This window comes from Natrononativus amylolyticus (assembly GCF_024362525.1).
GTDB classification, from domain to species: Archaea; Halobacteriota; Halobacteria; order Halobacteriales; family Natrialbaceae; genus Natrononativus; species Natrononativus amylolyticus.
Genome location: NZ_CP101458.1, coordinates 2,493,897 through 2,507,917 on the forward strand (window position 1 = coordinate 2,493,897; position 14,021 = coordinate 2,507,917).

Annotated in this window: 16 protein-coding genes; 10 read left to right on the forward strand and 6 right to left on the reverse strand. The window is 69.2% G+C overall.

The annotated features are described in order from the left end of the window. Window positions 1–34 precede the first annotated feature (34 nt). Window positions 35–1,270: a digeranylgeranylglycerophospholipid reductase gene (locus tag NMQ11_RS13060; protein WP_255168848.1), complete on the reverse strand. Its 1,236-nt coding sequence runs from the start codon at window positions 1,268–1,270 to the stop codon at window positions 35–37. Between the two features lie 154 nt (window positions 1,271–1,424). On the opposite strand from NMQ11_RS13060, the gene NMQ11_RS13065 reads away from it, so the two are divergent. Both NMQ11_RS13065 and NMQ11_RS13070 read left to right on the forward strand, forming a co-directional pair. Continuing rightward, window positions 1,425–1,628 (forward strand): hypothetical protein, encoded by a 204-nt coding sequence (locus tag NMQ11_RS13065; RefSeq protein ID WP_255168849.1) that lies wholly within the window; start codon window positions 1,425–1,427, stop codon window positions 1,626–1,628. Window positions 1,629–1,743: 115 nt separating this feature from the next. Further along, entirely contained in the window at window positions 1,744–2,754 is a 1,011-nt protein-coding gene (locus tag NMQ11_RS13070) for a WD40/YVTN/BNR-like repeat-containing protein (RefSeq protein ID WP_255168850.1), read from the forward strand. Here NMQ11_RS13070 and NMQ11_RS13075 read toward each other — a convergent pair whose 3' ends face one another. Next, window positions 2,755–3,573, reverse strand: a complete 819-nt coding sequence (locus tag NMQ11_RS13075) for a hypothetical protein (protein ID WP_255168852.1) — start codon at window positions 3,571–3,573, stop codon at window positions 2,755–2,757. Between the two features lie 2 nt (window positions 3,574–3,575). Further along, window positions 3,576–4,796 carry a PQQ-binding-like beta-propeller repeat protein gene (locus NMQ11_RS13080; protein ID WP_255168856.1) on the reverse strand — a complete coding sequence of 407 codons (1,221 nt, stop codon included), beginning with the start codon at window positions 4,794–4,796 and terminating at the stop codon, window positions 3,576–3,578. 169 nt (window positions 4,797–4,965) lie between these two features. Between NMQ11_RS13080 and NMQ11_RS13085 the strand changes: the two genes are divergently transcribed. From NMQ11_RS13085 to NMQ11_RS13110, 6 genes are all read left to right on the forward strand, one after another. Next, entirely contained in the window at window positions 4,966–5,277 is a 312-nt protein-coding gene (locus NMQ11_RS13085; protein WP_255168862.1) for a 30S ribosomal protein S24e, read from the forward strand. 1 nt (window position 5,278) lies between these two features. Further along, entirely contained in the window at window positions 5,279–5,413 is a 135-nt protein-coding gene (locus NMQ11_RS13090) for a 30S ribosomal protein S27ae (RefSeq protein WP_255168863.1), read from the forward strand. A 336-nt stretch (window positions 5,414–5,749) separates the two neighbouring features. Continuing rightward, window positions 5,750–7,426 carry a bifunctional N(6)-L-threonylcarbamoyladenine synthase/serine/threonine protein kinase gene (locus NMQ11_RS13095; protein ID WP_255168865.1) on the forward strand — a complete coding sequence of 559 codons (1,677 nt, stop codon included), beginning with the start codon at window positions 5,750–5,752 and terminating at the stop codon, window positions 7,424–7,426. Between the two features lie 66 nt (window positions 7,427–7,492). Then, window positions 7,493–8,113 carry a pyroglutamyl-peptidase I gene (gene pcp / locus NMQ11_RS13100; RefSeq protein ID WP_255168867.1) on the forward strand — a complete coding sequence of 207 codons (621 nt, stop codon included), beginning with the start codon at window positions 7,493–7,495 and terminating at the stop codon, window positions 8,111–8,113. 35 nt (window positions 8,114–8,148) lie between these two features. Continuing rightward, window positions 8,149–9,345 carry a threonine synthase gene (gene thrC / locus NMQ11_RS13105; protein ID WP_255168876.1) on the forward strand — a complete coding sequence of 399 codons (1,197 nt, stop codon included), beginning with the start codon at window positions 8,149–8,151 and terminating at the stop codon, window positions 9,343–9,345. A 102-nt stretch (window positions 9,346–9,447) separates the two neighbouring features. Beyond that, window positions 9,448–9,735: a DUF5808 domain-containing protein gene (locus NMQ11_RS13110; RefSeq protein WP_255168877.1), complete on the forward strand. Its 288-nt coding sequence runs from the start codon at window positions 9,448–9,450 to the stop codon at window positions 9,733–9,735. Between the two features lie 33 nt (window positions 9,736–9,768). Here NMQ11_RS13110 and NMQ11_RS13115 read toward each other — a convergent pair whose 3' ends face one another. Continuing rightward, window positions 9,769–10,857 (reverse strand): Gfo/Idh/MocA family protein, encoded by a 1,089-nt coding sequence (locus tag NMQ11_RS13115; protein WP_255168878.1) that lies wholly within the window; start codon window positions 10,855–10,857, stop codon window positions 9,769–9,771. Window positions 10,858–10,971: 114 nt separating this feature from the next. On the opposite strand from NMQ11_RS13115, the gene NMQ11_RS13120 reads away from it, so the two are divergent. Further along, complete coding sequence (locus NMQ11_RS13120) at window positions 10,972–11,523, forward strand: XTP/dITP diphosphatase (RefSeq protein WP_255168879.1); 552 nt, start codon at window positions 10,972–10,974, stop codon at window positions 11,521–11,523. 63 nt (window positions 11,524–11,586) lie between these two features. After that, window positions 11,587–12,393, forward strand: a complete 807-nt coding sequence (locus tag NMQ11_RS13125; RefSeq protein ID WP_255168881.1) for an SDR family NAD(P)-dependent oxidoreductase — start codon at window positions 11,587–11,589, stop codon at window positions 12,391–12,393. 15 nt (window positions 12,394–12,408) lie between these two features. On the opposite strand, the gene NMQ11_RS13130 is transcribed toward NMQ11_RS13125, so the two are convergent. Together NMQ11_RS13130 and NMQ11_RS13135 are read right to left on the reverse strand one after the other, a co-directional pair. Beyond that, window positions 12,409–12,900, reverse strand: a complete 492-nt coding sequence (locus NMQ11_RS13130) for a DUF7384 family protein (protein ID WP_255168882.1) — start codon at window positions 12,898–12,900, stop codon at window positions 12,409–12,411. A 162-nt stretch (window positions 12,901–13,062) separates the two neighbouring features. Next, window positions 13,063–13,953 carry an N-acetylmuramoyl-L-alanine amidase gene (locus tag NMQ11_RS13135; RefSeq protein WP_255168884.1) on the reverse strand — a complete coding sequence of 297 codons (891 nt, stop codon included), beginning with the start codon at window positions 13,951–13,953 and terminating at the stop codon, window positions 13,063–13,065. Window positions 13,954–14,021: the final 68 nt, after the last annotated feature.

Here is a 14,021-nt window from a genome sequence, read left to right on the forward strand (position 1 = left end):
GGCGGACGAGCGCTCGTCCGGAGGCGGTCGAAAATCAGTTCCGGAGTCGCTGTTTCGCGAACGTCGCCAGCAGCGGGATGTCGTCGAGGTGGAGCAGCTTTCTGATCGCCCGCTTGTTCCCCTTGTTCGCCTCGCTCAGGGTGTCGGGGTCGAGCCGTTTGAGATCCCGGAGCAGGGTGTCGTAGCGGTCGTTGGGCGCGAGGTACATCAGCTGCGTGATGAACAGCCGCGCGTCCATCCGCGGCGCGACGTCGCGGTGCCAGAGGGTGTCGTACAGCGAGATGTTCTCGGCCGAGGTGTCGGGGGTGTCGGGCGTGAGACAGTGGTCGGCGGCGATCGCGGCCGCGCGGGCGGACTTCATCCCCTTGTTGATCCCCTCGCCCCACAGCGGGTCGATCGTCGGGACGGTGTCGCCGATCGCCATGAAGTTGTCCGTGCTCAGCTGTCCCGGCGGCTGGATGTGCGCCGAGCCCCGGTGTTGCTTGCCCTCGAGTCGCTCGGCGCCCTCGAAACGCGGGTCGGTGTCCATCCAGTGCTGGAGGTAGCCGTCGACGGTCCGGTCGGTGCCGTAGCGCTGATAGCTCTCGTTCTGGATGTAACAGACCCCGACCTTCGCGGTGTCCTCGCCGGTGTGGAAGATCCAGGAGTAGCCGCCGGGCGCGTACTCGTGATCCAGGCGCAGCATCATCGCGTCGTGGAGGTCCGCGTACCGCGGGCGGCCGCCGTCGAGTTCGACCCCCTCGAGTTCGTACTCGAGGCCGATCGCCTGGTTCTTTCGCTCGAGCGAACTCACGCCCAGTCCCTTCGCCAGCGGCGCCGAGGGCCCCGTCGCGTCGACGATGATGTCGCCGTACACCTTCTCGGAGCCGCTGTACTGGACGCCGACGATCTTCCCCCCTTCGGTGATCGGCTTCGAGACGCGGGCGTCGAACCGGTACTCCGCGCCGCGCTCCTGGCCGTCCTCGACGAGAAAGGTCTTGAAATCCGCAAACTCGAGGACGGCGCCGGTCTGTTCCTGGACGAAGTGGTCGTTCGGCGACTCGATGACGACGGTGTCGGTGAACTGCATCACGACGTCGTCCGGAATCCCGAACGCGGTCATCATCGACGGGAACGTTCCCCCGGTCGACTTGTTGCTCTGACGTGGGAACTCGTCCTCCGGTTCCGTCTCGAGCACAACCACGTCATACCCCCTCGCAGCCAGATCGCGTGCACACTGTGCGCCGGCCGGGCCGGCACCAGCGATAACCACGTCAAAGCTGTCGCGCATAACCTGTGATACGACCTGCCCTATATGAAGGTTGTTGACTCGTTCGTCTCGGGGTGAACGTCACCGCGTTCTCGTCGAACGGTTCCACCCCGCCCCCGAGCGTCGCCGGCCGACGGAAAGCGATTTGACCGCTCGCACTCGAGTCGGAGACGAGATGGGGTCGCGCGGAGAGAGTCAGTGTCAGATGAAGGGGTGTCGCCGGGAGGCGACGGAGACGATGGCGTTCCGACGTCACGAGGACGTCGACGTCTGTGCGGCCCACTACCGCCGGAACAGGCACATTCGATACCTCGTCCTGTTCGCGATTCCGCTGGCGCTCGCGCTGGCCGGCCTCGCGCTCTACTGGTTCGTACTGTAGCCGATTCTCGTGACGGGGTGAGCCGGTCTCCGGCGAAGGGTGAAACGAAGACCGATCACCAGCCGTCGTGGCCGGAAGGCTAACACTTCTCACGGGTCGGCCCGTACTTCGGTCCATGACGACGATCTACGCCGCCATGCGAAACCGACTGCTCGCGTGTACGACGGGCGACGGATCGGACGACTGGGAAACCGCGGTCCGTCTCGAGGGCCGCGACCTCGAGTGCGTCGCCGTCTCCTCCGAGAACCCGGAACGGGTGTTCGTCGGCACGTTCGAGGACGGGCTCTTCCGCTCGACCGATGGGGGCGACTCCTTCGAGGCCCTCGAGACCGACTTCGCCAGCGAGGCGGTGATGTCGCTCGCGATCAGCCCGCACGACCCCGACGTGCTCTACGCGGGCACCGAACCGAGCCGGATCTACCGCTCCCCCGACGGCGGCGACGCCTGGGAGCGCCTCGAGGGACTCACCGACCTCCCCTCCGAGTCGGAGTGGTACTTCCCGCCGCGGCCGCACACCCACCACGTGCGCTGGCTCGAGGTCGACCCGTTCGATCCCGACCGGCTGTACGTCGGGATCGAGGCCGGCGCGTTCGTCCTGAGCACCGACGGCGGCGAGACGTGGCAGGAACGCCCGCCGGGATCGCGCATCGACAACCACAGCCTCGCCACCCACGCCGACCGAGAGGGGCGGATCTACTCCGCGGCCGGCGACGGCTACGCCATCTCGGACGACGGCGGTGAGAGCTGGGAAAATCCACAGGAAGGACTCGAGCACACCTACTGCTGGTCGGTCGCCCCCGATCCCGGCGACCCTGAGCGGGTGCTCGCCTCGAGTGCGAGCGGGGCCTCGAAGGCCCACACCGCCGAACGGGCGGAATCCTACGTCTACCGGAAGGGCGGGGACGAACCGTGGGAGCGCCTGGACGACAGGGGGTTGCCGACGGGCGAAGAGGTGGTCCGAGCGGTGTTCGCGACGACCGGCGACGCGGGCGTCGTCTACGGCGTGAACAACCGCGGGCTGTTCCGCACCGAGGACTTCGGTGACTCCTGGGAGCAACTGGACGTCGAGTGGGCAGAGGGACTCGAGACCCAGACCCCGCGCGGGCTGGCGGTGCTCGAGGGGTAGTTACGGCTGCGACGGCACCGCCAGCCCGCTTTGGCGTCGGTGCTCGAACAGCGACGCGATCGCCGCGGCGTGGATCGGGGCGACGAGCGCACCGGTCAGGAACGCCCCGGCGATCGGAACGCTGCCGAGGAGCCAGGCTCCGAGGCCGAGGGCGAGGACCAGCCCGAGCGCCGTCCAGCCGTCACCCCTGATCCAGGCGCCGCTTCGTCGGACCGCCGTCCAGGGCGAGGCGCCCGCGACGACGAGCCCTGGCGCGGGAAACAGCCACACCAGAACGAAGAGCAGTAGCGCCAGCGGGACGAGCCCGAACAGCCCCATCCCCTGAACGGACCCGATCGAGCCGAGCAGTCGGCCGGCGAGATCGAGTCCGACGACCAGTCCGAGGTACGACGGGAGCGGCCCGAGGTGCATCTCGCCGTCCAGCAGCGCGGTCAGGGTGAGCACCCCCGCCACGCCGATCGCGAGCAGCGAGAGAAGGTGCAGGCCGAGTCCCCAGGCGAGATAGGGGAGTTCGAGTCCGACGAGCGCCTCGAGCGGGAGCAGCGTTCGGCTCGTCGCCGTCGGGTAGCCGACGAACTCGAGGTGGATCGTCCCCTCCCCGAGGCCGCCGGAGATGAGCGCCGGGATCGGATCGCGGCTGCGAAGGACGTCGATAACGGCGAGGACGATCCCCGCGAGCGCGAACGGAACGAGCAGCGTGGGGTTCCGACGGAGTCGCGCGAGGGCCGCCGAAAGGACGCCCGCGACGTCCCACTCCCGACGGTCGTACGCGCCGTCGGCCCGGTGGTCGTGTGCGTCGTTAGAGGTGCCGGAGGACACGGTTAGCTCGCCTCCTCGAGAGCCAACAGCCCCTCACCGTCCAGAACGTACAGTACGCCGTCGCCCACGATCGGCTGTGAGAAGTAGATCGACCCCTCGTAGGTAAAGCGGCGTTCGCCGGTTTCGGCGTCGATCGCGGCCAGTTCGCCGTACTGGTAACCGAGGTAGACGACGCCGTCGGCGACGACGGGGTCCGTGTCCGGACCGTAGTCGGCGGTCCACGCCCGATCGCCGCTCTCGAGGTCGATCGCGTGCAGCGAACCGTCGCCGTCGGTGACGAACACCGTTCCGTCGGCGACCGCGGCGCTGCCGTCGGTGGCGTTCCCGCCGTGGGTGTATTCCCACCGAACGCTGCCGTCGGTCGGCTCGAGCAGCGAGACACCGATCCGGTGGGGAACGACCAGCCCCTCGGCCGTCGCCGTGGGCGGGTGGAACTCGCGGTATCTCCGGTGGTCGCCCTCGACGAGTTCGGGCGCGACGCTCCAGCGGCGCTCGCCGGTCTCGGCGTCGATGGCGGCGACGTCTCCGGAGTACGCCGAGGCGTAGACCGTCCCGTCGCGGACCGCCGGTCGGTGTACGCCGCTCGAGAGAGCACTCCCGACCGTCCGCTCCCACCGGACGCGGCCGCTGCTCGCGTCGATGGCGACGACCCGATCCGTGTCGGGAACGGTCGCGTACACGGTTCCGTCCGCGGCGACTGGCGACGGCTCGCGCGCCGGCGAGCCCGACCAGTTTCCGGTGTCTTCGCCGGGCGCGTGCCAGCGTTCCGTGCCGACCGAGCGACCGAGCAGTTCGTAGCCGCCGCCGGCGCTCAGCCCATAGACACCCTCGTAACTGCTGACGGCGAGGGTGTCGCTGCGGTAGGCCGTCGCGTCGGCTCGAGCCGGGCTCGACCAGTACTGTCCCTCCCTCGTAAACCGGATCTCGCCAGTATCGCGGTCGAAGGCGACGAGGTCCTGTCGGCCGACGCCGTACAGCGTCTCGCCGACGAGTATCGGCGCCGTCAGGCCGTGCATGGGCGACTCCGTATCTCGCAGCCACGCGACCTCGACGCCGTCTTTCGGTCCCGAGGCGTCGGGGTTGTAGCCCGTTCCCGCGGGATCATAGCGCGTCATCGGCCAGTCGAACGGCGAGGACGACGAGCGGTCGGCGAGCACGCGGCCGCCGAGCGTGCCGACGAGGGAGACGCCCGCCCCCGCCAGAAGGTGTCGTCTGGAGAGCATTTGCCTGGAAGATCCGCCGCCGTGGTAAAATCTTTGTCATCTATCCGCTCGAGGGGCGAGGAGTCACCGATCGGGACACGCTTCCCCCTCGAGCCCGTCTCCGCCGCGGTAACGGGTTCGAAATCCTTTTAGGCGCTACACGGGGATAGTAGAGTAACTGAGTGATATCATGGACGTCGACATCATCTCCGAAGAGGAGAACCCCATGTTGCACCGGACGGACGTCACGTTCGAACTGACCCACGAGGAGGCCACCCCCTCCCGCCTGCAGGTTCGCGACAGCCTCGCCGCGAAGCTGAACAAGGACGCAGACGAGGTCGTCATCCGCAAGCTCGACACCAAGTTCGGGATGCGAAAGACCGTCGGCTACGCGAAGGTCTACGAGACGGCCGACCACGCCCGCGACGTCGAGCAGGACCACATGCTCGAGCGAAACAAGATCGTCTCGGACGACGCGGAGCCGGAAGCGGAGGAGGCCTGAGATGGCACACTACGAGATCTACAACGACGACGGCGAGGCAGAGCGCGAGAACTGCCCGCGCTGTGGCGATTCGTTCCTCGCGGACCACGGTGACCGACAGCACTGTGGGAAGTGTGGGTACACCGAGTGGGAGTAAAGCGATGTGCCGAGCACGAGCGAGGCACATCGGGATGACGAACGGCGACGAACGGAGCCGTGAGTAGCGAGACAACGAGCGAAGCGAAATGTCTCGGGAATGCGAATTACGCGGGACCTGCGGTCCCGCGAACCACGCGAACGGACGGCTCGCGTCCGTGAGCAGACGGGCGCTCCGCGCCCGTGAGCAGCGATGTGCCGACCGCAGGCGGGGCGCATCGAAGTTGCGAACGGGGAACGAAGTGACCCGTGAGCAGCGAACACTAGCTTACTGTCGTTTGCAACCTCGAGAGACGGCTCCACACCCGTCAGACACGGTGAGTACCAGGAGGCTACCGTGACCGCCACTCGCATTCTCGGCCTCGAGGGCACCGCCTGGGCCGCCAGCGCGGCGGTGTACGATACCGGCACGGAGGACGTGTTCATCGAGAGCGACGCCTACCAGCCGGAGAGCGGCGGCATCCACCCTCGAGAGGCCGCCGAACACATGCACGCGGCGATCCCCCGGGTCGTCGAGACCGCACTCGAGCGCGCCCGCGAAACGCACGACGGGGCCGCGAGCGAGCCACCGGTGGATGCAGTGGCCTTCTCCCGCGGCCCCGGCCTCGGCCCCTGCCTGCGGATCGTCGCCACCGCGGCCCGCGCGCTGGCTCAGACCCTCGAGGTGCCCCTCGTCGGGGTGAACCACATGGTCGCCCACCTCGAGATCGGCCGCCACACCTCGGGGTTCGAGTCGCCGGTCTGTCTGAACGCCAGCGGCGCGAACGCCCACCTGCTGGGCTACCGTAACGGTCGCTATCAGGTCCTGGGGGAGACGATGGACACCGGCGTCGGGAACGCTATCGACAAGTTCACCCGCCACGTCGGCTGGTCGCACCCGGGCGGGCCGAAGGTCGAGGAGGCCGCCGAGAGCGGCGAGTACGTCGACCTTCCCTACGTCGTCAAGGGGATGGACTTCTCCTTTTCGGGGATCATGAGCGCCGCGAAGGCGGCATACGATGACGGCGTGCCCGTCGAGGACGTCTGTTACTCCCTCCAGGAGAACGTCTTCGCGATGCTCACAGAGGTGTCCGAACGGGCGCTGTCGCTGACCGGCAGCGACGAACTCGTCCTCGGCGGCGGCGTCGGCCAGAACGCCCGCCTCCGGGAGATGCTCGCGGAGATGTGTGAGCAACGCGGCGCCAGCTTCCACGCGCCCGAACCCCGCTTCCTCCGGGATAACGCCGGCATGATCGCCGTCCTCGGTGCAATGATGTACGAGGCGGGCGACACCCTCGCCCTCGAGGAGTCCCGCGTCGATCCGAACTTCCGGCCCGACCAGGTTCCGGTGACCTGGCGCGACGGCGAGGACGTCTCGGTGCGCCGGGAGGGCGACGAGCGCGAGGTTCGGGGCGCCGAGGCGACGGTGACCCTCGAGCCCGCCGCCGGCCGCGTCGTCAAGCGTCGCGTTCCCAAGTCCTACCGCCACCCCGAACTCGACGCGCGACTCCGGCGCGAGCGGACGACCCTCGAGGCCCGGCTGACGAGTCTGGCCCGCCGCGAGGGCGTGCCGACGCCGCTCGTCTACGACGTCGACACGCGCAAGGCGACCCTCGAGTTCGAGTACGTCGGCCGCAGCGACCTCCAGAGCGGCCTTTCGGTCGACCGCGTGCGCGACGTGGGGCGCCACCTCGCGCGCCTCCACCGGGCGGGGTTCGTCCACGGCGACCCGACGACGCGAAACGTGCGGGTCGGACGATACGACGCGCCCTCGAGCGAACGAAAGGCCGACGGCAGCGAGTGGCGCGCGGAGAGGACGTCCCTCATCGACTTCGGCCTCGGCTACCACACCGACCACGTCGAGGACTACGCGATGGACCTCCACGTCTTCGACCAGAGCCTCGTCGGCACCGCCGACGACCCGGAGCCGCTGCGCGAGGCGGTTCTCGAGGGGTACCGCGAGATCGGCGACGAGCGGGTGCTCGAGCGCCTGCGCGACGTCGAGGGGCGAGGCCGGTACGGCGGCGGCGAGTGAGCCCTCGAAAACCGCGAGGGACCGCCGAACCGGGGCGTTTACGTGGATCTGACCGAACCTCGAGCCATGCAGCCAATCCTGCTGACCGGCTACGAGCCGTTCGGCGAGTTCGAGACCAACCCCGCACGTCGGCTGGCAACGACCCTCGACGGCGAGGAGGTTTCGGGGACGCCGATCGTCGGCCGAGAGCTTCCCGTGTCGTTCGATCGAGCGCTACCGGCCCTTCGGGAGCGGATCGACGAGCACGACCCCGCGCTCGTCGTCTCCGTCGGCCTCGCGGGCGGCCGGAACGCGCTCTCGATAGAGCGGATCGGGATCAACCTCCGAGAAACGGGCGAGACGCCGGACAACGACGGCCGGGAGGTGGTCGACGAGCCGGTCGCTTCGGAGGGGCCGGACGCTTACTTCTCGACTCTGCCTGTGCGCGAGATGCAGTCGGCGATGTGCGAGGCGGGGGTGCCGACGACGCTCTCGACCGCCGCCGGCACCCACCTCTGTAACGATATCCTGTACGCGACGCGCCACCTCGCCGAAACCGAGGACCGCGGATTTCGGTCGGGGTTCGTCCACGTCCCGTTCAGCCACGAGGGGGCCGCCGCTCGCGGGGAGGGCGAGCCGAGTATGAGCCTCGAGACGATGGCCCGCGGGCTCCGGGTGGGCCTGGAGACGGCGCTCGAGACGGCGTAGCAGGACTTTTCGCACTCGAGGCCCTCTCTCCGCCGATGGCCGCTCGCCAGTGTTACGCCTGCGACCGCTCGTACGACGAGCACAGAGCCCGCTGTGACAGCGGCGAACCGCTCTGGGTTCCGCTGCAAACGACCGCGACGTGGCCCGGTTCCGACGAGCAAACGAGACGCGGTCGAGATCCAGCCTCGAGCGGCATCTGGCGCTACGAGCCGCTCCTCCCGGCCTCACGGCCGCCAGCTGGCGCCGACCTGGCACCGGGGGCGACGCCGTTGCTCCGCGCGGCGGGCCTCGAGCCGTACGCGGGTGCCCGCCTCTGGCTCAAGGACGAGGGGCGAAACCCGACGGGCTCGTTCAAGGACCGCGGCAGCGCCGTCGGCGTCGCCGAGGCGCTCGAGGCCGGCGCCGACCGCGTCGGCACCGTCTCCCACGGCAACATGGCGCTTTCCACCGCCGCCCACGCCGCGACGGCGGGTCTCGAGTGCGTCGTGCTCGTCCCCGACGACATCGCCGACGCCCGGCTGCGAGCGATCGGGCGGTTCGATCCGCAGATCGTGCGGGTGCAGGGTGACTACGGCCGCCTCTACCACGACGCGCTCGCGCTGGGTGCTGAACACGGGATCAGGTTCCTCAACTCCGATGTCCCGCTGCGGGTGGCCGGTCAGAAGACCCTCGCCTACGAACTGGTCGATAGCTCCCCGGATCTCGACGCGGTCGTCCTCCCGGTCAGCAGCGGCGGCAACGCGAGCGCGGTGTGGAAGGGGCTGCTCGAGGCGCGTGCGAGCGGCCGGATCGACGCGCTCCCCCGACTGTACCTCACCCAGGCGGCGGCCTGCGATCCGATCGCGGCGGCGTTCCGGGCGAGGGCGGATCGGGTCGAACCCGCGACGGACGTCGCCGAGACGGTCGCCTACTCGATCGCCAACGCCGACCCGCCGAGCGGCACTCGTGCGCTGGCGGCCGTCCGCGACACCGGCGGCGCGATCGTGTCGGTCGGCGAGAGCGCGATCCTCGAGGCGCAGGATCGGCTCGCCCGGACCGCCGGCGTGCGGGCCGAACCGGCCTCCGCGACGACGCTCGCCGGCCTTCGGCAGCTGACCGCCGAGGGCGAGATCGGAGCCGACGAGCGAGTCGCCTGCGTGCTCACCGGTCGCGGCTACGGCGACGGCGGCGGCGTGCCGGTGACCGAGCGCGTCGAACGAACGGATCTCGAGGCGGCGATCGCACTCGAGTGAGCGACCGTCGGTCGCCCGCGGCCCCGCGGAGGACGGTTTCGGCCGCCGGAGCGAGCACGCGAGCACACAATACTCTTATCAGGTGACGTTGTAGACCCGCCCATGGCAGACAAGCCGAGTTCCGGTGAGATCTTCGGAGTACCGTACAATTTCGAGCGACCGAGCATGGGGCGAATGCTCTCGTCGTACTGGAAACCCGGCGAAGGGATGCTGGTCGAGAAGCCGTTCGGCGTCGGCTACACGCTGAACATGGCCAACTGGCGCTCGTGGGTCGTCGTGCTCGTCGCCGGCGTCCTGCTCTGGCAGCAAGAACAGAGCAAGAACGCCGCCGCGGCCGCCGAGGAGGAGGCCGAGGAGCCGGTCGAGGTCATCGTCGACGACGACGAGTAACGGCGGTCCGTCGCGTTTCGACTTCTGCGGGCGTTACCTGGTGTCCTCGAGCGAGACGCAGCCGCCGGCGTCGGCCGAGCGGTAGATCGCGTCGATCACCCGCTGGACGACGAGCGCGTGTTCCGCGGAGTTCAGTTCGGGCGGCTCGCCCCGAACGACTGCCTCGGCGAAGCGTTCGTCGCTACCGAGCCAGCCGGTGTGCTCGAGCGATCCTTCGGTGAGCGTCGAGTCGATCAGGTGGTCGGTGCCCTGTTTGCCGGCGCCGTACAGCGTCAGCTCCTCGCCGCCCATCTCGAGGCTCGCGCCGGCCTCGGTGCCGCGGGCGACGAACTCGCTCGTGTCGGCCTGATTGGCCGCCCAGGTGACCTCGAGGCTGATCGTCCGGTCGTCGGCACACCGGATCATCGCCGTCGCCGAGTCCTCGACGTCGAAGACGGCTTCCTCGGTCTCGTCGTACCAGTCGCCCGGATCGACGTAGTCCTCGCGGTGGCCGAACTCGGTGCGGGTCACCCCGAAGACCTCCTCGACTCGCGGGAACTCCATCAGGTAGAGCGCGAGGTCGATCGCGTGGACGCCGACGTCGATCACCGCGCCGCCGCCGGCGAGTTCCTCGCTGGTGAACCACGAGCCGACGCCGGGGATGCCCCGCCGGCGGACGTAGTTCGCGTCGACGTGAGTGATCTCGCCGAAGTGGCCCTCCGTCTGGTACTCTTTGAACACCGCGACGGGGGTCGTCACGCGGTTGTGGAAGTTGACCATGCAGAAGCCGTCGGCCTCGCGGGCCGCCGCGGCGATCCGTTCTGCGCTCTCGAGGTCGTTCGCCAGCGGCTTCTCGCAGAACACGTCGTGGCCGGACTCGAGCGCCGCGACGACGCTGTCCTCGTGGAAGGCGTTCGGCGTCGAGACCGCGACGGCGTCGAGGTCCTCCTCGTGGTACATCGTCCCCGCGTCGGCGTACGTTCGCGCCCCGTAGGCGTCGGTGAACGAATCGCGGGCTTCCTCGGCGACGTCGGTGCCGGCGACGACTTCGTGGCCGAGTTCCTCGAAGTTCGTCGCGTGCGTCTGGCCCATAAATCCGAGTCCGACGACGCCGAGTCGGACCGGGTCGGGGATAGTACTCATACGCGAGTACCCTATGCCGGCCACCAAAGGTGTGGTCATTGCGGCGAACCCTCGCCCGCCGACCGGCGAGGAGAAACCGACGGGGATTAGCCCCCTCGACGCCGGCCCTCGAGTATGGCTATCCAGTTCGTGACGGGTAACGAGGGGAAGGTCGACGAGGCCCGGACGTACCTCGAGGGGCTCGAGCGCGTCGAGCAGGTCGCGTTCGACTACACCGAGATCCAGTCCGCCGACCTCGCCGAGATCGCCGCCACCGGCGCGCGCGAGGCGTTCGCGGAACTCGGCGCGGACGACGGCGTGCTGGTCGACGACACGGGGCTGTTCGTCGAGGCGCTGGGCGGGTTTCCCGGTCCCTACTCGGCGTACGTCGAGGACACCGTCGGCGTCGAACGCCTGTGGCGGCTGGCGGAGACGGAGGCGAACCGCCGGGCGCACTTCAGGACCGTCGTCGCCTACTGCGACGCCGACGGCGTCGAGACGTTCGCCGGCTCGGTCGGCGGAACCCTCGTCGCCCCGCGCGGCGAGGGCGGCTTCGGCTACGATCCGATCTTCGAGTACAACGGGCGGACGCTGGCGGAGATGGGGACGGAAGAGAAGAACGCCATCTCCCACCGCGGGCGGGCGCTCGCGGCGTTCGCGGAGTGGTACGCGACTCGAGACGACTGAGGCGACGTCGCGTCGCCACCCGTATCAGGATCACTTTTGGGCGGGACCGACGTACCGTCGCCCGTGACCGAAGACGCGAGCCCGCGGGCGCTGATCACCGGCGGCAGTCGCGGGATCGGGCGGGCGCTCGCGGCGGCGTTCGCCGCCGACGGCTACGACCTGGTTCTCGTCGCGAGAAACGAGGAGCGACTCGAGGCAGTCGCCCGAGAACTCGAGTGTGGCTACGGCGTCGACGTGACAACGGTTTCGGCGGACCTCACCGACCCCGACGCCCTCGAGGAGGTGTACGAGAGAGCGACCGCCGGGGGCGCCGTCGACGTGCTGGTGAACAACGCCGCCGTCGCCGTTTACGGCCCGGTCGCCGAGACGGACCTCGAGGCCGAACGCGACCAGGTCCGGTTGAACGTGGCTGCACCGGTCGAGTTGACCAAGCGGTTCCTGCCGGCGATGCTCGAGCGCGACTCCGGACACGTCGTCACCGTGGCCTCGACGGCCGGAATGCGACCGGGACCGTTTCTGGCGGGCTATCACGCGAGCAAGGCGTATCTCATCTCGTTCTCGGAGGGGCTCACCGAGGAGTTGCGGGGGACCGGCGTCGACGCGACGGTCGTCTGTCCGGGACCGGTTCTCACGGGGATTCACGAGCGGAGCGGGCGCGGGTCGCGCTGGCTCGAGCGCCGGTTCATGCGCTCGCCGGACGCGGTCGCGGCCGACAGCTACGAGGGGATACGGGCGGGAAAGGCGGTCGTCGTTCCCGGCCTCCGCTTTCGGCTGCTCCCCTGGGTGAGCCGGCTGTTGCCCCGACCGCTCTCGAGGCGGCTGGCCCGGCTGATCATCGACCGGGGCGATCCGCTCGAGAGCGACCGGTGAACCGTCTTCGGTGGGTTACGACCGCGGATCGACGTCCGGCCCCGGGTACGTACCGCCCTCGACCGCCTCGTAGAGACTCTCCGGGTCGAACAGCATCGCGAACGCGTCGGGGGGCCGGACGCTCACGGAGACCCGCGGCTGGAGGGTCAGCCCCGCCTTCGCCGAGGTGAGCCGGTCGTCGAACGAGAGGAGGTGAGCCGCGTTTCCCCGGTAGGCCGACGCCAGCGCCGGGTGGTCCTCGTCGGGGTGGGAGACGAGGACGCAGTCGGCCTCGAGGCGCGTCCGGTGGTCGGCGGCGAGGTCGGGGTCGGCGAGGGCGGCGACGAGCGCCTCGGCGTCGGCGAGAAGCGGGTCGCTCGCGACGAGGTCGACCCACGAGTGGCTGCGGACGTGATCGAGGGCCTCGCGGGCGTCGCCGCCGACGAGCAGGTCCGCCGCGAGCACGTCCGCGTCGGCCACCACGCGGGCCGGGTCGGGGTTGTCGGCCCCGCTCGAGCGGTCAGCCATCGTCCCCCGCCCGCCGGTCGCCGAGTTCCTCGCGGATCGACTCTGTGGAGACGTCGTACGCTGCGGCGCGGTCGAACAGCTCGCGCCACGGCTCGGTGCGGGTCATCGACTACCGTTCACGCGGCGCGCGCAAAAAAGTGAGTGAACGAGTGAGGTGAAGCTTCAGGCGTGCGTGAGGTAGTTTCCGGAGCACCAGACCCAGGCGTTGTACGCTGGCGCGTGGACGCCCCACCACGTGATGCCGTCGCTGTCTTCGGGGCCGTTCATGATCTCGCCGGTCGTCCCCTCCGCGAGCACTTGCTCGACGTCGTAGTGGAGCCCCGGCCCCTCGCGGCCGTTGAGGTCCGTCGTGGTGACGACCTGGTCGCCGTCCTGGAACTCGCCGCCGCCACCGCCGCCACCACCGTCCCCGTCGCGGACGTAGTCCATGAACGTGTCCGGATCCCAGTCCGGGCCGGGACAGGACTTCGTGGACGTGCTGCCGCAGTGACTCGAGGAGGTCGGCGCGTGGCGATGACCGATGATGCCGCCGCCCTGCTCGCAGCGCGCCTCGTCGTAGGTGAAGTACCGCAGCGGGATGTCATACTGGTCTGCGAGCTCGCGGACCAGCGACGCGGAGGCCTGGTAACACTCCTCGGTGAAGTAGCGGCCGTAGTCCTCGTGCCACTCGTGTTCGATGCCGATCGAGGGGCTGTTCGTCCCCGAGGCGTGCCAGGCGACGTCCTCGTGGTGGACCATCTGGGTGACGTGCCCCGGCGCGAAGTTCGTGTGATCGTAGTTGCTCACGACGTAGTGTGCCGAGACGTTCGAGTCGGAGTTCTGGAACCAGCTGATCGCCCCCGAGTAGCTGCCGACGGTGCAGTGGACGACGATCCAGTTGATGTCGCCCGCCCCGCGGGAGGACGCGCTGTAGTTGCTCGCGTCGGCCGCGACGAACCGGTCGGCCGTGTTCGTCTGGGTGTGACTCGCTCGTGCGGTGTCGATACCTGTGGCGTACAGTCCGCCTGCCCCGGCGGTTGCGCCAGTTGCCTGAAGGAAGCGTCGTCGCTCCATAATGCGTTAGAGACTGTCAAGCGAGAACGAATCAGTTCACCCCATGACTGTCAAACGTGGTTATATCC